This is a genomic window from Flavobacterium inviolabile, from assembly GCF_013389455.1.
Classification (GTDB): Bacteria; Bacteroidota; Bacteroidia; order Flavobacteriales; family Flavobacteriaceae; genus Flavobacterium; species Flavobacterium inviolabile.
Genome location: NZ_CP058278.1, coordinates 3170246 through 3187953 on the forward strand (window position 1 = coordinate 3170246; position 17708 = coordinate 3187953).

18 protein-coding genes are annotated in these 17708 nt (G+C 41.9%); 13 read left to right on the forward strand and 5 right to left on the reverse strand.

Features of this window, described 5'->3' with window-relative positions; all coding sequences use genetic code 11:
- Positions 1-88: 88 nt before the first annotated feature.
- The 6 genes from HW120_RS14255 (at position 89) to HW120_RS14280 (ending at position 5647) form a co-directional block, all read left to right on the forward strand.
- Positions 89-2044 (forward strand): hypothetical protein, encoded by a 1956-nt coding sequence (locus tag HW120_RS14255; RefSeq protein WP_177734746.1) that lies wholly within the window; start codon positions 89-91, stop codon positions 2042-2044.
- Between the two features lie 3 nt (positions 2045-2047).
- Complete coding sequence (locus HW120_RS14260) at positions 2048-2641, forward strand: hypothetical protein (protein ID WP_177734747.1); 594 nt, start codon at positions 2048-2050, stop codon at positions 2639-2641.
- Positions 2642-2644: 3 nt separating this feature from the next.
- Complete coding sequence (locus HW120_RS14265; protein ID WP_177734748.1) at positions 2645-3739, forward strand: hypothetical protein; 1095 nt, start codon at positions 2645-2647, stop codon at positions 3737-3739.
- Positions 3740-3755: 16 nt separating this feature from the next.
- Positions 3756-4148, forward strand: coding sequence for a hypothetical protein (locus HW120_RS14270; RefSeq protein WP_177734749.1), 393 nt, complete (start codon positions 3756-3758; stop codon positions 4146-4148).
- 151 nt (positions 4149-4299) lie between these two features.
- Positions 4300-4881 (forward strand): Crp/Fnr family transcriptional regulator, encoded by a 582-nt coding sequence (locus HW120_RS14275; RefSeq protein ID WP_177734750.1) that lies wholly within the window; start codon positions 4300-4302, stop codon positions 4879-4881.
- 79 nt (positions 4882-4960) lie between these two features.
- Entirely contained in the window at positions 4961-5647 is a 687-nt protein-coding gene (locus HW120_RS14280; RefSeq protein ID WP_177734751.1) for a CPBP family intramembrane glutamic endopeptidase, read from the forward strand.
- Positions 5648-5740: 93 nt separating this feature from the next.
- Here the strand turns inward: HW120_RS14280 and HW120_RS14285 are convergent, their stop codons facing one another.
- Complete coding sequence (locus HW120_RS14285; RefSeq protein WP_177734752.1) at positions 5741-6226, reverse strand: DNA-deoxyinosine glycosylase; 486 nt, start codon at positions 6224-6226, stop codon at positions 5741-5743.
- Positions 6227-6571: 345 nt separating this feature from the next.
- Here HW120_RS14285 and HW120_RS14290 point away from each other — a divergent pair, with 345 nt between their 5' ends.
- Genes HW120_RS14290 through HW120_RS14305 form a run of 4 tightly spaced genes read left to right on the forward strand, consistent with a single transcriptional unit; the run spans position 6572 to position 9251 of the window.
- Positions 6572-7189 carry a hypothetical protein gene (locus HW120_RS14290; RefSeq protein ID WP_177734753.1) on the forward strand — a complete coding sequence of 206 codons (618 nt, stop codon included), beginning with the start codon at positions 6572-6574 and terminating at the stop codon, positions 7187-7189.
- Between the two features lie 3 nt (positions 7190-7192).
- Positions 7193-7858, forward strand: a complete 666-nt coding sequence (locus HW120_RS14295; RefSeq protein WP_177734754.1) for a hypothetical protein — start codon at positions 7193-7195, stop codon at positions 7856-7858.
- Positions 7816-8565 (forward strand): sensor histidine kinase, encoded by a 750-nt coding sequence (locus tag HW120_RS14300; RefSeq protein WP_177734755.1) that lies wholly within the window; start codon positions 7816-7818, stop codon positions 8563-8565. The genes HW120_RS14295 and HW120_RS14300 overlap by 43 nt, the downstream gene beginning before the upstream one ends.
- Positions 8566-8573: 8 nt before the next feature.
- Entirely contained in the window at positions 8574-9251 is a 678-nt protein-coding gene (locus HW120_RS14305; RefSeq protein WP_177734756.1) for a response regulator transcription factor, read from the forward strand.
- 12 nt (positions 9252-9263) lie between these two features.
- Here HW120_RS14305 and HW120_RS14310 read toward each other — a convergent pair whose 3' ends face one another.
- The gene (locus HW120_RS14310; protein ID WP_177734757.1) at positions 9264-9401 is read right to left on the reverse strand and encodes a hypothetical protein; all 138 of its coding nucleotides are present in this window, start codon (positions 9399-9401) and stop codon (positions 9264-9266) included.
- 26 nt (positions 9402-9427) lie between these two features.
- On the opposite strand from HW120_RS14310, the gene HW120_RS14315 reads away from it, so the two are divergent.
- The gene (locus HW120_RS14315; RefSeq protein WP_177734758.1) at positions 9428-9838 is read left to right on the forward strand and encodes an SRPBCC family protein; all 411 of its coding nucleotides are present in this window, start codon (positions 9428-9430) and stop codon (positions 9836-9838) included.
- A 47-nt stretch (positions 9839-9885) separates the two neighbouring features.
- Here HW120_RS14315 and HW120_RS14320 read toward each other — a convergent pair whose 3' ends face one another.
- The 3 genes from HW120_RS14320 to HW120_RS14330 are packed head-to-tail and all read right to left on the reverse strand — an operon-like array spanning position 9886 to position 15645.
- Positions 9886-10974: an efflux RND transporter periplasmic adaptor subunit gene (locus HW120_RS14320; RefSeq protein WP_177734759.1), complete on the reverse strand. Its 1089-nt coding sequence runs from the start codon at positions 10972-10974 to the stop codon at positions 9886-9888.
- A complete protein-coding gene (locus tag HW120_RS14325) occupies positions 10964-14248 on the reverse strand; it encodes an efflux RND transporter permease subunit (protein WP_177734760.1) in 3285 nt (1094 codons plus the stop codon). Before HW120_RS14325 ends, HW120_RS14320 begins: the two co-directional genes overlap by 11 nt.
- Before the next feature lie 11 nt (positions 14249-14259).
- A complete protein-coding gene (locus tag HW120_RS14330) occupies positions 14260-15645 on the reverse strand; it encodes a TolC family protein (protein ID WP_177734761.1) in 1386 nt (461 codons plus the stop codon).
- Between the two features lie 167 nt (positions 15646-15812).
- On the opposite strand from HW120_RS14330, the gene HW120_RS14335 reads away from it, so the two are divergent.
- Together HW120_RS14335 and HW120_RS14340 are read left to right on the forward strand one after the other, a co-directional pair.
- Positions 15813-16826 carry a sensor histidine kinase gene (locus HW120_RS14335; RefSeq protein WP_317168390.1) on the forward strand — a complete coding sequence of 338 codons (1014 nt, stop codon included), beginning with the start codon at positions 15813-15815 and terminating at the stop codon, positions 16824-16826.
- Complete coding sequence (locus HW120_RS14340; RefSeq protein ID WP_177734763.1) at positions 16823-17518, forward strand: LytR/AlgR family response regulator transcription factor; 696 nt, start codon at positions 16823-16825, stop codon at positions 17516-17518. Before HW120_RS14335 ends, HW120_RS14340 begins: the two co-directional genes overlap by 4 nt.
- Positions 17519-17708: the final 190 nt, after the last annotated feature.

The window sequence follows — 17708 nt, forward strand, 5'->3', positions numbered from 1 at the left end:
GGTTTCCCCCATTGTTTCCGGTATATAGCTGCCCTAGCTTTGAAATGACCAAACTACTTCAATCATTAACCTGCTAAACATTCATATCATGAAAAATCGTTACAAACTATTTTTATTAGGGACCGCTTCATTGCTTTTTATAAGTTGTGAATCTGTACGAACACTGGTAAACAAGCAGTTCCCGCCCATATCGGCAACAGATCAGCAATATGCTTCCATTACCGATAATCTTCGCAGTATGGATACGCTGAATCCGCATATAGGTGTTTATATCCACAAAGGAATGGTTCAGGAATACCTTCCTGATGCGCTGAAAAAAGCGGCAGAAAATGCTTCAGATCAAAACATTGTCATTAAAAGTGTTACGCCAGAAATACTTTTAGACAAGCAGGGCATTTTAACAAATGCTGATTTTTTAATCGATATTCCGGAATATCATGCAGAAATCAAAGGAACACTGGCCGGTTTAACCGCTGTCGCTACCCGCGGTGACACGGTTTATCTGAGGAGTGCTTTACAATCCCTGAAAATCAAGAACATTACGTTTACGCAAAAAACCGGATTGCACAAACGCGCTTTAGCCAAACTGATAAGCCCGATATTAAAGCATTATATTGACAATATTAACGGGATGCTGTTTAAAAATCCGGTTGTATTCCAGACCAATTGGGAAAAAGGCTATTCTTTAGATCCCAAAGAACTGTTTAAAGATCCTAATACCGAAGTTATTGCCGAACCAAAAACGATTTCCCGCGCCATCAAAGGAAATGCTGTTCTGATTACTACTGAAGGGATTTCGGTATTAGCCGAATTAACGGCAAAAAAGTCCGCTCCGGTAACGTTACCCAAAACACAAACGGCTGCTGCAACTGCTTCACAGGTTTCTAAATTGTTTGCGGTTTACAACACCGCTTTTACTAAAAAGTGGCAGCACGTTTTTGAACCTGTTCCTGAAAACAGCGCTATCAGCGTGCAGATCAGTAAAGCGGAAATAGCCGGTATTTTTAACGAGGCACTTTCCGCTCCTATCGCTCTGAAACAACAGTTTACACTGCCCGAAATGGCTTTTAATGAAAAACTGGAAGTTAAACGCGGGGATATTGACTGCCAAAAGGTGCGAACCAATTTTAAATATCCGGATTTTAATGGTGCCAGTTGTAATTGGAACTGTATGCGCAGAGTACTTGGCGTCCGCGTTGAAGATCCGGTTTGTGCCGCTACCCGAAGAGCCTGCCGACTACGTGTAGAAGCCGAAAGGATTGCCTGGCAGGCCGCCAGGGAAACTGCCCGGATTGCCCATCAGCTTGAAAATGAAGCAAAAGTAGCTGCCTGCAATGTACAGCGTGAAGCGATGGATTTTATGTCGCTGGGTAAATTTAAAGGCAGCGTTTCCGGCAGCGGAGCAGCGACAGTAAATTTTAATTCCTTCCGGTTTAATGAGGACCTGTCCGAACTGACCTTACAGTATTCCGGCGATGTCAATGCAAAACTGCAATCGCAACTCGAACTGAATCCAACCGATTTAGGATATGTTTTTTTCTGCTACAGCAACTATGGCAAAAACACGAGCAGTAATGTTTCCCTCAATATTCCACAGGCTACCAATGCTATAGCAATTGGCACTTCAAGAGACCAGGAAAACGTATTGCTGACCATAAAACCGGAAAAAATAGACTATACCGCTTCGATCAATCCAAGTCCTTTACACAGCCTGTTATCCGATCCGCGCTTTGCCGTTCAATGTCCGATAAGCAGTCTGATAGGAGCTATTGCTGCCGGTGCTGCCGTGGCAAACTTTTTAGACATGATAAAACTTGCCCCGGAACAGGAGTTGCTTTTAATGGGAAAAACCAAAGGCAAATATGGGATAGATGCGGTTACAATCCCTTTTAAACCCATTGTTTTCCGTATCAACGGAAGTGACGATAAAAAAGCATTCGTGTACTGGAATGCCCATTCCATACAATTCACACACTATAAAGCGGATACAAAAAATAATTCCGGCAATATGCTTGCAACACTACAACCAAACACTAAAAATTAAATTATGAAAACGTATTATCTGCATCTTGTGCTGTTAGCAGCCACATTATGCTCCTGCTCCACGATATCTGAAGAGCACTATTTTAAAGATGAGGTGGGCACTAAGCTCAAACCAAAAGACAATGACTACTTTCTTTCAGATGAAGAAGAAACTGTTTCCAATTACTATCGAGTCAAAGTCAGGGGTTTTTCGTTTCTGTCCAGTTCCCGTTATGTATCGGGTTATTTTAACCAGAATGCCGTTAACATGTATTTTAATGAAATTCCACAGCCGGAAAACGGTAAGCTCTTTACTCCGTTAGTGACCAATGAAGACGGAAATGAACTCATACTGATCCTGTCGACAAATGCCAAGGCAATTACCGATCAGCTGGGCAATGTCACCAAAAGCCAGACCATTTTAAACTCAATAAGCCAGGTTGTAAAAAAAGAAAAGATCCTTGAAGCGCACACCGTTAAAACCGATATCGCCAGTACAGATCGGGCAATAAAAAAACTGATAGCCACAACGGATATGTACCTGGATAAAATCGATACAAAATCGGATGCCGATATCAACAAAGCCATACGTGAACTTACAGAAACCTTAAAAAAATAAAAGATGAAACCTATTCTAATTCTCCTTTTAGGCTGTATGCTGCTAACAGGCTGTATGAGCAGGCTAAAAGTAACTGTGGAAGCAGCAAACAGGGATGCTGTTTTAGCCAAACACAAAGAGCTGCAACAGGAAAAGAACAGTTCCGGTGACCGGAAAATTCTAAACGCCATTGTGGCTTTGCAAAACTTTACAGCCAAACATAGTGAAAACAGTAATGCCGCATTGATCACAGCCTTAACGACCCTGAAAAAGGATATGCGTGCTGCTGAAGTCAGCCCGGAAGTTCAAAAAGATATTAAAGATTATATTGATACTACCATCAATACAATAGCGAACCTGCAGGATCAAGCCAATATTGCCTATCTGAACCATAACAATCCGGAAGCCAAAAAACTGATTAAACAAGCTTATCTGGTTGTTACGGAATTCGAACAGTTTTTAAAAGAGTCCAAAAAGGCTGTCGCTGACGAAAAAATCCCGGTTATCAATGAAAGCCTGCAACAGATCAGTCAGGCAAAAGAACCTTTAAACGGCACAGAGCGTACCCGTTTCCCGCTATTGGGCGACGAAATGACTTCGTTTATTACTCAGGGCAAAAGTAAAGACCATGATCTGTGGAAAGGTGTATTCAATAAAACGGTTTCATTTAATCTTTTGGGCAATTCGGATGTTGCCGTGATATTGCGCTCCAATCCTACTGAACGGGAATTAAAAAGCGGCGATTACAATAACAATTTTACGATAAAAGGGGTCCGGATGGATGCTGCCGATGCCACAAATGCGACCTTTAACGGACTGACACAAACCATGCATTTTATTGCCAGCACTTACGGATTACCGCTCGGACAATCCGGTTCTGAAGCCACAACAACAACGACTACCGCCACCAGTACTGAAGATACAATCATTCAAAACATTCATTCCGACAGGGCAAAACTGGCTCAGAAGCAACAGCTCATAGCAGACAGTAAAGCCTTGCTGCTGGCTAAAATTCAGCTTGAAAATGTGACCGGCAGAAAAGACAGTGACGATAAAAAAGCCGCTTTAGGACGGGTAACCGAATTCTGGACAACCTTAAAAGCAAAACTCAACGAATAACTTAAAACCTGCAATCATGAAAAAAGACAGTATTTATATCCTGAACAAAAACCTGGATTTAAAAGAAGACAACCTGATGGTTAAAAAGGGAAACCTGCTAAAGATCAGCAATCTTTTTGACGAAACGGATAAAGAACTACCGACTATCGTCAACATCAAATTAAAAAACCTGAACGGTCATTATCAGATGGAAGAAAATGAATTTCAGAATCTGCTTGCCGCAAAAACGCTGCTCGCTATCGAACCGGCAAAATATAAGGAAAACGACAAGGTCATTCATGCCGTTTACGGAAAAGGGACCATAACCTTTGTAAAGTACCATAAATACATCCGAAAATGGCTTTATACAGTAGCTTTTAGCTCGAATACGGTAGTTGTCAATGAAGCAGAAATAAGACTTGATACTTAATTAACAGATGCAAAGAAGTACTATTTAAAAAAGCTACAGTGTGATGCTGTAGCTTCTTTAATTATCAGGCTAAACGTTACTATCATTAAACCCGCATTTTAAATCATTATATTTGTCGTATAACACACCGCTCTATATTAGCTGCTATTGTATGGAACAACCAACACCCGAAAGAATAAAAGAAATATTTGATCCGTTTTATAAAGCCGATATCAATTTATGGACCGCATTTACAAAGTTCCTACACATACGCACTTTTGAAAAGAATGAAATCATAAAAGATTACGATAAAACCGAAAAATACATCAACACCTTAATTTCTGGTTCGGCGGCTCACTTTGTTTTGGCTAACGAAAAAGATGTTTGTATTAACCTGTATTATGAGAATCAAATCTTTAGCGACTATCTGTCGTTTTTAACGCAATCGGCAACGGTTATTAAAACCCAGGCTTTGGAAGACGCAGTCATTTGGTCAATTAGCCATCATGATCTGAACGAATTATATTCCAAATCCCAGACAGGCCTTTTTATCGGCAAGGCAATTTCCGATGCGATGTTTATCCGGAAACAATCCGAACAGATAAATCTACTGACCCTTTCCCCTACAGAACGGTATTTGAAATTAATAAAAGAGCGTCCTGAAATTTTCCAGAGAACATCTTTAAAGATACTCTGCTCCTATCTTGGCATTACAGCCGAAAGCCTGAGCAGGATCCGGAAAAAAATTATCTGACAATATCATTTCTTACCCATCGTCAATTTTTTAGCGAAACCATCTTTATACTTTTGGAGTATAATTCAAACCGATAAAAATGAAAACCAAAATCAACTATTTCGCTATCCTTACCTTTTACGCCATTGCAATACTACTGCGCTATCTCACAAACAAAACCGACTTGTTAAACGGTGTGTCCGGTGATTTTCTAAAAGTAATTTTACAGGGTATTGGTCCGGCTGTTGGCGCTGTTGTCGCATTTTCTGTTTTTAAGATAAAACCCACACTTACCCTAAAAGGGAATTATAAAAAAACACTTTTTCCTTTCCTGCTGTATTGGGGACTTCCAATTGCTTTAATCTTAGGTGTTGAATATTGTACAAAAGGAACAATTTCATTTACAGCCGTTACCGCAATTTTAATTTACGGCCTTTTGGAAGAAATCGGATGGCGTGGCTTTTTACAGCAGGAACTGAAAGCCTTACCGGCATTTCTGAATATCGTAATTGTTGCTGCATTGTGGTTTATCTGGCATTTAAACTTTGATTTTACAAGCGCAAACCTGCTGTTTTTCGGGATATTACTTCTTGGAACCTGGGGAATCGGAAAAGTAGCAGACAATACCCATTCCTTATTAGCGGTAGCCGCTATCCACTCGCTTAATAACTTTTTCCAGGAGATGAATACAACAAAAACAGTGATACTGGTAACATTATTGTCTGTTTGGGTAATTGCTCTGGTAATCAGAAAAAGGCAATTAAAGAAAAGTGTTACTGTATCATAAAAAACATATCCTTATGTTGGTTGGAAATATAGCTTTTTGTGTCAAAATCAGTTCAACCGCTTAAGACTATTCGTTAAAAAACAAACTTGCATCTTAACTTCCAACCCTCACCACCTTCCACTCTTCCAGTTTTGCTTCAAAATTTTTACCGGCATTGGCAGGACTGGTTGAGGGTAATGTATGCAATTGGTATGCTTTTGCTGTTTTGACATATTTTTTAAAATAGGCTGCCGCTTTCTGTCCGTTAAAGAAAATATGTTCTATTGCAGGATGAGCGGCTAAAAAACCGGTAAAATCGTTAGGAACCTCTTCTTCTATCGCACTGTCCAGACTGCCTTCCCTTTTACAGGCCTGCAAAACATCCCAAAGCGCTATTTTATGTTGCAGCAGCAATTCCTTTTTAGTGGTATAATCGGTAGAGAAAGGCTCCTCAAAAAGCGTAAAAAGTATTTTCCAGAAATGATTCCGGTTGTTTCCGTAATATTCCCCGGCCTGTAACGACTGTACGCCGGGCATGGTTCCTAAGATCAGGATTTTCGCATTAACATCGGATATGGATGGAAAAGAATAAAGTATCATGGATTCCTTTTTTTAACAGCTTTTGATAAATTAGAGTGCCTGTTTTGGCTGCAAATTAGCAGCAATCGTCCAAATAAAAAAACAGCAAACGATCCGTTCCCTGTTTTAGCGGTCAAAAAACAGCCTCAGCACCCCTTATTTCGCCCCTGTTGCTGCGTTTCCACTTGTTGTAAAACTTCTCTTATTCTGTGCTAATAGCAGGATTATCAACCATATTCTCAAAATAAAAATAATCCTATTAAAGTATTGTTACTAATAAGTGGATATAATTTGCTTTTTATGCATCAAAAATCTAATTTTGAACGACTCAAACAGTTTATTTATTAACTAAAAACATCCAAAATTATGCCATTACCACTACAAACAGTTCTTGATAGTATCGCAGAATGGAACAGAGTACGTAAAGATCGTGAATTAGTAACTTTCTATTTAAATCAAGGAAAATTTTTCCCTTTCGAATGTGTTAACAAAGGTGCTTCAAAATACCTGCATGCTTATCCGGGTATCATGAATGACAAACTTTTCTTCTTCTTAATCCCGTCGGAATTTGATACGGAACAAAAATCTGCTGTGCCGATTACAGAGTACATCAATGCTTTCCCTGTAGAAAACGGATTAGGAAACGGTCAGGAACTTCCGGAAAAAGAAGCTAAGCAGCGAATTGAAAACTGGGATGAAAACCTAAACAAATGGATCAAAACGCAGATTGATGCTCCTGAAGGAATTTTCCAGGCTTTTGCAATGCCAACCGATTATCTTGTTGATGCCACGAAAATACCTTACAATGCGAATTTTGCTTTGAGAACAAGCCCTGAAAAGGCATCCGGTTTCACTGCCGACCTTGTTATTGTTGACCAGGCAGATCAGAAAACCGTTTATTACGATACGGTAAGACCGGTTCCGCCGTTCGCACCGCTTGAAGGAGAATTCTATTTATTACAACTTGCTACAGTTACTGCTTAAACTATGACTTTTTATCAGGTATTGGATTATTTAACCTATTTGTCTCCGGCTTTATTACTGTCCGGAATCGGAATTGGATTATTCCGTTACAAATCGTTGGATACCTCACACAAATTAATAATGCTGTATTTTGCCACCGCGCTATGTACCGATCTGGTAAGCCGTATTTACGGGCAGCTTTTTGGTAACAACCTGATATTCATAATCGTATTCAGTTTACTGGAACTTATCGTTTTTTCGATACTATATCAGTTCTGCTTTTTTGAAAAGAAAAGCAGAACTCTTTTTGCCTTAATCGCTGTCGCAATCGGTTTTATCATTTGGGAGCTTTTCTCATTGCAAACCATTTCCCCGCAGCAGTTTCAGTCCTACTCCAAAGTAATGGACGCCTTTGTGATCATACTCCTGGCCATTACCTATTTTTTCCAGAAAGTCGGCAGGAATAAAGAAACGCCAAAAGATGTTTTACGGATGAATGCGGTGATTTTGATCTTTTTTTCACTCCATCTTTTATTTTTTCTGCCAATTAACTTCCTGATTAATGTAAGTTCCGAACTTAAGTTTTACTTTTGGTGTGCCAATTTGGTAATCACACTTTTATTTTACGCCTTTTTAAACTGGGAAATATGGAAAAATGGATTGAGCCGAAAACCATTATGCTCTGGATAATAATTGCTATTTCGGTAGTTTTTATACTGGTTTTTTCATTTATACGACTTGCATACCTCAATTTCAAACAGATGGCAGAAGCCCAGCTGGAAGAATCACGCCTCAAACTCGAACATCAGAAAAAATTGCTGGAAACCGGCATATTGGTTCAGGAACAGGAACGCACGCGGATTGCCGCAGATTTACACGATTCCCTGATCGGAAAACTAACTTCCCTGAAACTCAAGAACCAATTAGCATACAATTATGACGAAGTGGACCATCTTTTAGGAGAAAGTATAGCCGAAGCGCGAAGAATTTCCCACGATTTGAGTCCACCTATGCTGGAATTTATATCTTTGTACGAGCTTATTGATGGAATCATTAACCCGTGGAAGAAAAATATCCAGGTCGTTTTCTTTCATGATGTGCGAACAGATGCTGCTTTGCCGAACAACATCAAAATTCAGTTTACACGTATCCTTCAGGAGCTGATTACGAATATTTACAAACATGCCGGAGCCACAACCATTTCGATCCACCTGCGTCAAACCGACCAGTGGTTAGCGCTTCAGGTTAGTGACGACGGAAAAGGATTTGACCCTAAAACCGGTAAAAAAGGGCTTGGCCTGCAAAATATTGAACTGCGGATGGTATACCTGAACGGACACCACCACATTAAACCACATCAAAAAGGAACAACAGCCTTATTGCTGCTAAAACTATAAGACATAAAATGGATACGATTCGAATTGCCATAACAGATGACGACGGACTGATTGTAAAACTGCTGGAAAGCTACCTGAGCACTCAAAAAGGCTTTGAGGTTATTTTTACAGCAGAAAGCGGCGACGACCTGATAGCATTCCTCGAATCGGCTTCGGTACTGCCAGATGTCCTGCTACTGGATTTAAAGATGAAAGGTATGGACGGTGTGGAAGTAACCCGCCATCTTAAAACCAACTTTTCCAGTATAAAAGTCATTATCGTTTCGTCCCATTACCAGCGATCCTTTATGAATTTCATGCTGAAAACCGGTGCTTCCGCTTTTTTACCAAAAGGCGTTTCCCCTACACTGTTAACCGAAATTATCCCGGTTGTTCATGAAAAAGGCGTCTTTTTTATGGAAGACCAGATGGAAGCCATCCGGGAACAGATCGCAACCAAATCCACCCAAAAATCAATCTTTGACAACGGATCGGAACTATCAAAACGCGAAATTGAAGTCCTGCAGCTAATAAGCCAGCAAAAAACAGCCAAAGAAATTGGCGACACCCTTTTTATTACCGCAAGAACTGTTGAAGGGCACAAAAACAATCTCTTTGTAAAAACCGGGGCAAAAAACATCGCCGGATTGGTTATCTATGCCATCCAGAACAACTATATCACGGTAGAAGACCTGCCAATGATCTAATAGTTCCTTTTTTTACCATTGCCTTTCCGGATAATAGCTGTCCGGTTCCTGTGTATTGTTTGAAGTATCCGAAAACCACATCGGTATTTCAGCTGTAAAAAGACGCAAAGCACTGCTCATTCCACAGCATTTATTTGTTATTTTTAACATCTGTTAACCCCTAAACACACATCACCATGCAGACAATCACAGTTGAAAGTACGATCAATGCTCCTGTAGCACAGGTCTGGACACTTTGGACAAGCCCCGAACACATCAAAAACTGGAATACGGCTTCCGAAGGCTGGCATACAACCCATGCCGAAAACGATTTACGCGCCGGCGGCAGCTTTTCATCCCGGATGGAAGCAAAAGACGGCAGCTTCGGTTTTGACTTCAACGGCAGCTATGATGCTGTTAACCTGCACGAACACATCGCATACACCATTGCCGACGGCCGTAAAGTAACCATTACGTTTTCCGGTTCAGGAAATACAACCAAAATAACCGAAACGTTTGAAGCCGAAAACACCAATCCTCTGGACATGCAGCGAGGTGGATGGCAGGCAATACTCGATAACTTTAAAAAATACGCGGAAAGTAATTAAGAATTAGGAATTCAACAAAAAAGGGAACGCTAACGTTCCCTTTTTTATTATTTAACCGAAGTTCCGTCCGGTATTTCTTCTGTTGCCAGTTTCACCAGCTGCGTACTATCCGAAATCGCTCCGAATACCTCTACCCGATCTTCCAGGACACGTCCTTTCTGAACCGGTAAACGGCTGGTTTTATGGTCTGCTACAACAATCACAAAAGTACCTTCACTGGAAGTTACCACAGCAGTTTTAGGCACTACATACGTACTGTCTTTTGCCGTTAACGGCAGCTGTACTTCGGCAACCATCCCCGGAAGCAGCTTGTTGCCGGCATTGATCACATCCATTTCCACTCTTTCGGAGCGCAGCTTGCTGTCCAGAGCACCGGACATACGCGCAATCGTTGCCGAAAAGGTTTGTCCCGGCAGCGATTTAACCGAAAACTGCAACGCACTACCGTTCTTTAAATACCCGGAATACTGCTCCGGAACATATACAGAAAGACGCAGTTTGTTTTGCTGCTGAATCGTCATCAACGGCGCTTCCGAACCTTTCCCTGCCGGACCAACGTAAGCTCCGTGGTTTACGTTACGTGTTGCCACTACTCCGTCAAACGGCGCTCTGATCTGCAAATACCCCAATAAGGTCTGTATTTCCGTATAAGCCGCTTTTGCGGCCTGATATTGGGCAAAATCGGAATTCTTTCGCGCTTCGGCCACTTCCAGGTCGTTACGGGAAACCGTTCCTTCCACCTTGCTGGTTTCAAACAAACGGTTATAAGTACTTCTGCTGGCCGTATAAACCGCTTCCTGCGAACGCAAACGCGATTGGGCGGCCGCAAGCTGCGAACTCAGTTCGGGTGCTTCCAGCAGCATTAAAAGCTGCCCTTTTTTAACCTGCGAACCAATGTCGGCTTTTAACTCTTTTACATAACAGCTCACTTTCGCATAAATATCCACCTGCTGAAATCCTGTAATTTCTGCCGGCATACGAAGTTCTGTAGTTAATATTTCTTTTTTAGGGACAAAGGTCTCTATAACCGGTAGTTTTTCTGCTACCGCGTCATTTTGCTTTGCCGAAGTCTGACAACCTGCTACCAGTGCTGTCGTTCCTAAAAATACGATTGCTTTTGCTAAATTATTTCTCATCTGTTTGTGCTAATGCCGCTATATAATGTTTACTTTCTTTGTCTTCCGGATCTAACGATACCGACTGTGTTCCTGTTTTACCCATAACCCAGGCAAAAATAACCGGTAAAATAACCAATACCGTAAAAGTAGAGAATAATAATCCTCCGATTACCGCTCTTCCCAACGGCGAAACCTGCTCACCGCTTTCTCCGTGTCCGATTGCCATTGGCAGCATCCCGGCAATCATTGCGATACTCGTCATAATGATAGGTCGTAATCGCAAAGAAGCTGCTTCTCTTGCCGATGCCAGGGCATTATTATTGTGCTTTCGCAATTGTTCTGCATTGGTGACCAGCAATACGGCATTGGCAATGGATACTCCCACCGACATGATGATTCCCATATAGGACTGCAGGTTAAGCGTGGACCCGGTTGCCAAAAGCAACAGCAAGGAACCCAATACCACCGCCGGAACCGCAGTTAAAATCACTAAGGAAATACGGAACGACTGGAAGTTGGCTGACAGCATCAGGAAGATCACGATTACCGCTACCAGTAATCCGGATTCCAGACTGCCCATTGTTTCTTTAAGTACTTTACCCAATCCGATCTGCTCAATAAACATACCTCTTGGCAATTCGCCCAGCGAACCAATTACCTGCTGTACGTCTTTTGAAGCAGTACCCAGATCGGTATGATCAATATTTGCCGTAACCGAAATATACGGCATCGCTCCTAAGTTGTCATTCTCACCATAAGTAAAAGATGGTGTAATGGTCGCCACATCGCTCAATACCGGACGTGCCGTATTTTTAAGCAACGGAATTTCCCCTATTTCCTTAACATCCGTCATTTTATCCAAAGGCACCTGAACCTGTACATTATAGGACAAACCTGCCTTTTCGTCTATCCAGGTATTCTTTTCGGTATATCGGGAAGACGATGTTGACGCAATCAAGGAACGGGATATTTCACTCATATCCACACCCAATTGTGCTGCTCTTACCCTGTCAATATTAATATCCAGTGCCGGATATTTAATAGGCTGTGCCAATTGTATATCCCTGAAATACGATTTCTCTCCCAGCTGCGCCATGATCTTGTTCGCATACTCCTCGTTTTTCTTTTTGTTTTTTCCGGCAATACGAATCTCAACCGGCGTTGGCGATCCCTGACTCAATACTTTATCCGTTAATTCGATAGGCTCAAAAGACACTTTTACATCCGGCAACAGCTTTTTAAGATGCTGGCGGTATTCGTCTTTAAAATCATCCATATCCCGGTGGTAGTCTTTTAAGGCTACCTGGAACACCGCTTCGTGCGGCCCTGCCATAAACAGGTATATGGGCGATACGGAAAACAGCGAAGGGTGCTGCCCTACATAAACCGAGGAAATCGATACATGCTCTTTTCCGACAATCTTTTCCAGTTCGGCTAAAGCTATTTTAGCCTTTTCCTCCGTGCGCTCCAAACGGGTTCCGTCCGGTGCTTTTAAACGCATCTGGAACTGACTGGAATTTACTTTCGGAAATACATCCTGCCCGATAATGTTTAGCAGCAATATCGCTAAAGCGGTTACCCCAACAAGGTAAGCAATCGTAATTGGCTTTTTAAAATGGAACAGGCGGTTGATTAGCCTCATAAATCGGTTACGGAACTTCTCAAACGGACTGATTTTTCCATCATTATTAAAATCTTTACGGCTAACCAGTATTTTCTTCTGATCCATCGTGTCTTTTTCCGATTCCGGAGTCAGTCCCGAAGCCATAAATACAGCTTCATCATCGGATATTGTTTCCTGATGCGGCACTTTTGCATGATCTTTCATTAACCAGTTTGCCATAATCGGCACAAAGGTCTGCGACAGCAAAAACGAAACAATCATTGAAAAACCAATGGATAAGGCCAATGGCAGGAATAACGATCCCGGTATTCCGGTCATGGTAAACGCCGGTGCAAATACGGCAAGGATACACAGCAAAATCAATAATTTCGGCAAGGCTATTTCCTTACAGGCATCCCAGATGGCGAGCGCCTTGGGTTTCCCCATATCGAGATGCTGGTGGATATTTTCAATCGTTACCGTACTTTCATCAACCAGGATACCAATAGCCAGCGCTAATCCGCTCAACGACATCAGGTTGATCGTCTGTCCGAATAATTTCAGGAACAATACCCCGGAAATAATCGAAATCGGAATGGTCAGGATCACAATCAAAGCCGCTCTTCTGTCACCTAAGAACAAAAGCACCATCAATCCGGTTAATATCGCTCCGATAAGCCCTTCGGTAATCAAGCTTTTTACAGAATTGATCACATAAACCGACTGGTCAAATTCGTAGGATAGTTTCACATCTTCCGGAAGCGTACTCTGAATACGCGGCAATTCGGCTTTCAGCTTTTGCACCACATCCCAGGTAGAGGCATCACCGGCTTTGGCAATACTCACATATACCGAACGTTTTCCGTTTACCAAAGCATAACCGGCAGTAATATCTGCACCGTCTTTAACCGTGGCAACATCTCCTAAATATAAATTCTGAACACCGCCTTTAAACAACGGGATCTTTTCAAAATCCCTGATCTCCTTGATTGTATTATTCGTTGGCGTAATATAATTTTTATCGCCTACCCTCACGTTTCCTGACGGTGCCGTCTGGTTATTTAAACGGATGGCTTCCACGATCTGGTCCGGAGTTAAATTGTGCGAACGCAGTAAATCGGGATCCACATTCACCTCTACGGTTCTCGGGCTTCCTCCAAATGGCGGCGGTGACAATAGTCCCGGAATAGACGTAAAAGAAGCCCTTACATACACATTCGCCAAATCCTGCAATTCATTGTTGGAACGCGTCGCACTGCTCAATACCAGCTGTCCTACCGGAAGTGAAGACGCGTCAAAACGAATAATAAACGGCGGCTGCGATCCGGGTGGAAAAGCCGCCTGGATTCTATTGGACAAAGCACTCAGCTCTGCCGCTGCCTGTGCCATATTCGTATCTTCATAATACGAAATTTTCATTAAGGTAAGTCCCTGTATGTTCTTTGTTTCTATAGACTTAACGCCGTTGGCAAACAGCATTATATTCACGTAGTTTTTGGCAAAATAGGACTCCATCTGGTTGGGTGTATAGCCTCCAAAAGGGTGTGCCAGGTAAATTACCGGCAGGTTCATTTTGGGTAAAATATCCACTTTAATGCTTTTTACGGCACCAATACCAAAGATGATAAGCCCCAATACCAAAACGATAATCGAAATCGGTTTACGAAGTGCAAATCGTATTAAATTCATTTCTTATTGGGTTATAATTCGTTAATAAAAAGATCCAGATCACCTGTAGCGGCTGCTTTCAGTAACAAGGACTGCCAAACGTTCACGTGAACAATATCACGGTCGGTTTCTGCGCGGTTTAAAGTATACAGTGTCTGGGTTACATCAACCAGATTGGTCAGCCCGTTTTTATACAGCGTCATTTTCTGCAAATAAGCCTGAGCGGCTGCTTTTACCTGTCTTGGCGCTTCTTTGTCGCTTTCCATAGCCAGCTGCATTTTTACATTTGCCGCATCCGACTGTGCTTTAAATTGCTGTTCCATAACGATGTATTCCTCCTGTAACGCTTCGGAAACAAATTTCTGGGCGCTTACTTTTTTGGCTGCACGGGCAATACTGGTCAGATTCCAGCTTACGCCCACTCCAAACAGGTAGTTTTGACGGGTAGGGTCAACACCATCCCAATAGTTATGGGTAAACGAATGCTGATCGACAGCATAATCGGAATTGAATCCAGAAGCCCTCGTCTGGTACACCCCAAACAAACTGAACGTCGGGTAATATTCCTTTCTGAAAAGCTTCAGCTGCTGCTGTCCGTAATCCATCCGGCTCTTGTAATATTGCAGTATCGGATTAGCATTATCGATTGAAGTATCACTTCCGATTATTTTATTGGGTGATTTGATTACCAGTGTAGTATCGATTTTAATATCAACAATATCTATACCCATCAGCGTAGTCAGTTTGTTGTTCTGATCTTTAATCTGATCTTTGATCTGATTTAAAGCAATCCGCGCCCGGGAAACCTCAGCCGAAGCCAGAGTAGAATCCACTCCGGGAAGCAATCCGTTCTTCACGCGCGCGGCGGCGAGTCTTTGAAAAACGATCGCCCGGTCCAGATTTTTCTGTTGGGATATTTCAAGACGCTGCCCTGCTAATAAGTTCAGGTAAGCGCCTGCGATTTTGATTTTATGCTGGAATTTCTCCTGCTCCAGGTCTTTTTCAAAACGGTCGGCATCCGCTTTAGACACCGCGATCCGCTGCCTGATACGCCCGAAACTGTAAAAGTCCCAGTTCATATTCACCAGGTACAAAGCCCCGAAGGCAGCATTCCAGTTTTGTTCCGGCAAGGGTAATCCGGAAGAAGCCACTCCCAATCCTCCGAAACCGTATAAGGGACCGTTTTGTCCGTTTACCGTTCCGTAATCCTGTTGAGCCGCCAGAGTCAGATTGGGCCAATAGTCCCGCTGGCTCTGTTTCACGGTCTCTTGCGAAGCCTGCGCATACTTTTGCTTGGCTTTGATGGTGCCATAATTTTCAACTCCTTTATCGATAGCTTCTTTCAGCGTGAGGGATTGGGAAAATCCGCCGGAAAAGCACAATAACAGGAATAATAAAGGCATTTTTCGTGATATCATTAGTGTAGTAAGATTTTTGATCATGCGAAACTACAACACATCCCGAAGATGAAGTCTTAAAAAATGACTAATTCCGCACAAAAAATGACCAATTGCATTGGTCATTTAATCTCCCTATTTATTCATATTTTTATCCTTATTTTGCCAGCTATATATCCGGAATGAGCATGAAGAAGATTTTAGAGAACAAATGGTTGCAGGAATTTGCCATATTGGTATTTTCATTTATTCTTTTCACCCTAAACGATTGGATCCTTATCCTGAGCTGGAGAGGCTTTTGGACCGGCATACTGTACTTTATGATTTTGTACAGCCATGCCCAGGTAAACCGTTTTTTCCTGCTACCCATCCTGCTTAAAAAACACCAGCCACTCACCTATATTTTTTCGACAATCGTCTTAATATTAATATTTTCCGTTATTTTACATGAAGCATCAAATGAGATACTTTATAAAAACTGTTTCCTCTATAAAACGTCTTTACAAAAAACCTATCACTTCCAGTTAGGCACCCTTGCCGGAACGCTGATCTGTATTTTGGGCGGCTTCCAGCTTATCGAACATTACCGGGAACAAAAGAGAAAAACCAACAAAGAATTACTCTACAACCAGATACAGTTAAACGCGTTGAAAGGACAGTTAAACCCGCATTTTCTGTTCAACACCTTCAATACGCTTTACGGCATCAGTCTGCAATATCCGGAACGCACATCCGACATGATCATGCGTGTTTCCCAGTTAATGCGTTACCAGGTGGAAAACACCCAGAAAGAATATGTATCGCTGGAGGATGAGGTTGACTTTATCACCAGCTATATCGAACTGGAAAAAGAACGTGTAGGCTATCGCTGTGAGATCGAATTCGACTATAAAACCGATGCCGATACCAACTATATGATTGCACCCATGCTGCTGATTCCGTTTATTGAAAACACCTTCAAACACGGCACCTGTGCGATTGAAAACTGTTTTGTAAAAATAAAATTATCGGTAACCGAAGGAAAACTCCGTCTGGAAACCTTAAATTCGATACCGGATAAAAAACGAAAAATAATTTCCACCAAAATAGGTCTGAGCAATACCACCGAACGTTTGCGGATCCTCTACCCTAAAAAACATCATTTACAGATCAAACAGGAAGAAAAACAATATCGTGTAATTTTGGAAATGGATTTGATATGACAGCCCCTAAAAAATGTATTATCGTTGACGATGAACCGGCAGCACATTATGTACTGACGAACTACATCAATCAGAATCCGCAGCTGGAATTGGTTGCCCAATGCTATAACGGCGTGGAAGCCCTGCAATACCTGCGCCTGCATCCGGTTGATCTGATGTTCCTCGATATCGACATGCCCGAGATCAGCGGACTGGAATTGCTGCAAACCCTGCAACAGCCGCCCAAAACGATCCTCACCACAGCCTATTCGGAATTTGCACTGGAAAGCTATGACTACGGTGTGATTGATTATCTTTTAAAACCGATTTATTTCCCGCGCTTTTTAAAATCCATAGAGCGCTACCTTTCTTTACAAATGCCCGAAAAAGAAACGGTTACCCCTACTTCACTATCGGTTAAAGTGAACGGAAAAAACATAGACATCCGCCTGGAAGATATCCTATACGTCCAGAGTTACGGAAACTATGTAAAGATATTCACCAAACAGCGGACATTTGTAACTGCAATCACAACCAACCAGCTGGTACAGGAGCTCCCATCGGACAACTTTATGAGAGTTCACAAATCCTATATCATTGCCATCAACAAAATCGACCTGCACGAAAAAGAACACATCGTTATTCAGGACGAGAAAATCCCTTTGGGCATCACTTTCCGACGCGAACTCAACGAACGCCTTAGAGAACTTTAGAGGGGAGATTTACGATATACGATTTTGATATACGAGGTATGAAATATGATATTTGAAGGTTGATTTTTGATCTATGAAGGTTGATATTCGATATATGATATTGTCAAATACTACAACATCCTCAATAAATAGAAAGCACATTTTGCCTCTTGCACATTGCTCCTTGCCTTTTACCAATTGCCTCTTCCCC

Bases quoted from the DNA above. Each gene is read 5' to 3' on its own strand.
- HW120_RS14255 (WP_177734746.1), top strand. From the start codon at position 89: ATGAAAAATCGTTACAAACTATTTTTATTAGGGACCGCTTCATTGCTT.
- HW120_RS14260 (WP_177734747.1), top strand. From the start codon at position 2,048: ATGAAAACGTATTATCTGCATCTTGTGCTGTTAGCAGCCACATTATGC.
- HW120_RS14265 (WP_177734748.1), top strand. From the start codon at position 2,645: ATGAAACCTATTCTAATTCTCCTTTTAGGCTGTATGCTGCTAACAGGC.
- HW120_RS14270 (WP_177734749.1), top strand. From the start codon at position 3,756: ATGAAAAAAGACAGTATTTATATCCTGAACAAAAACCTGGATTTAAAA.
- HW120_RS14275 (WP_177734750.1), top strand. From the start codon at position 4,300: ATGGAACAACCAACACCCGAAAGAATAAAAGAAATATTTGATCCGTTT.
- HW120_RS14280 (WP_177734751.1), top strand. From the start codon at position 4,961: ATGAAAACCAAAATCAACTATTTCGCTATCCTTACCTTTTACGCCATT.
- HW120_RS14285 (WP_177734752.1), bottom strand. From the start codon at position 6,226: ATGATACTTTATTCTTTTCCATCCATATCCGATGTTAATGCGAAAATC.
- HW120_RS14290 (WP_177734753.1), top strand. From the start codon at position 6,572: ATGCCATTACCACTACAAACAGTTCTTGATAGTATCGCAGAATGGAAC.
- HW120_RS14295 (WP_177734754.1), top strand. From the start codon at position 7,193: ATGACTTTTTATCAGGTATTGGATTATTTAACCTATTTGTCTCCGGCT.
- HW120_RS14300 (WP_177734755.1), top strand. From the start codon at position 7,816: ATGGAAAAATGGATTGAGCCGAAAACCATTATGCTCTGGATAATAATT.
- HW120_RS14305 (WP_177734756.1), top strand. From the start codon at position 8,574: ATGGATACGATTCGAATTGCCATAACAGATGACGACGGACTGATTGTA.
- HW120_RS14310 (WP_177734757.1), bottom strand. From the start codon at position 9,401: ATGTTAAAAATAACAAATAAATGCTGTGGAATGAGCAGTGCTTTGCGT.
- HW120_RS14315 (WP_177734758.1), top strand. From the start codon at position 9,428: ATGCAGACAATCACAGTTGAAAGTACGATCAATGCTCCTGTAGCACAG.
- HW120_RS14320 (WP_177734759.1), bottom strand. From the start codon at position 10,974: ATGAGAAATAATTTAGCAAAAGCAATCGTATTTTTAGGAACGACAGCA.
- HW120_RS14325 (WP_177734760.1), bottom strand. From the start codon at position 14,248: ATGAATTTAATACGATTTGCACTTCGTAAACCGATTTCGATTATCGTT.
- HW120_RS14330 (WP_177734761.1), bottom strand. From the start codon at position 15,645: ATGATATCACGAAAAATGCCTTTATTATTCCTGTTATTGTGCTTTTCC.
- HW120_RS14335 (WP_317168390.1), top strand. From the start codon at position 15,813: ATGAAGAAGATTTTAGAGAACAAATGGTTGCAGGAATTTGCCATATTG.
- HW120_RS14340 (WP_177734763.1), top strand. From the start codon at position 16,823: ATGACAGCCCCTAAAAAATGTATTATCGTTGACGATGAACCGGCAGCA.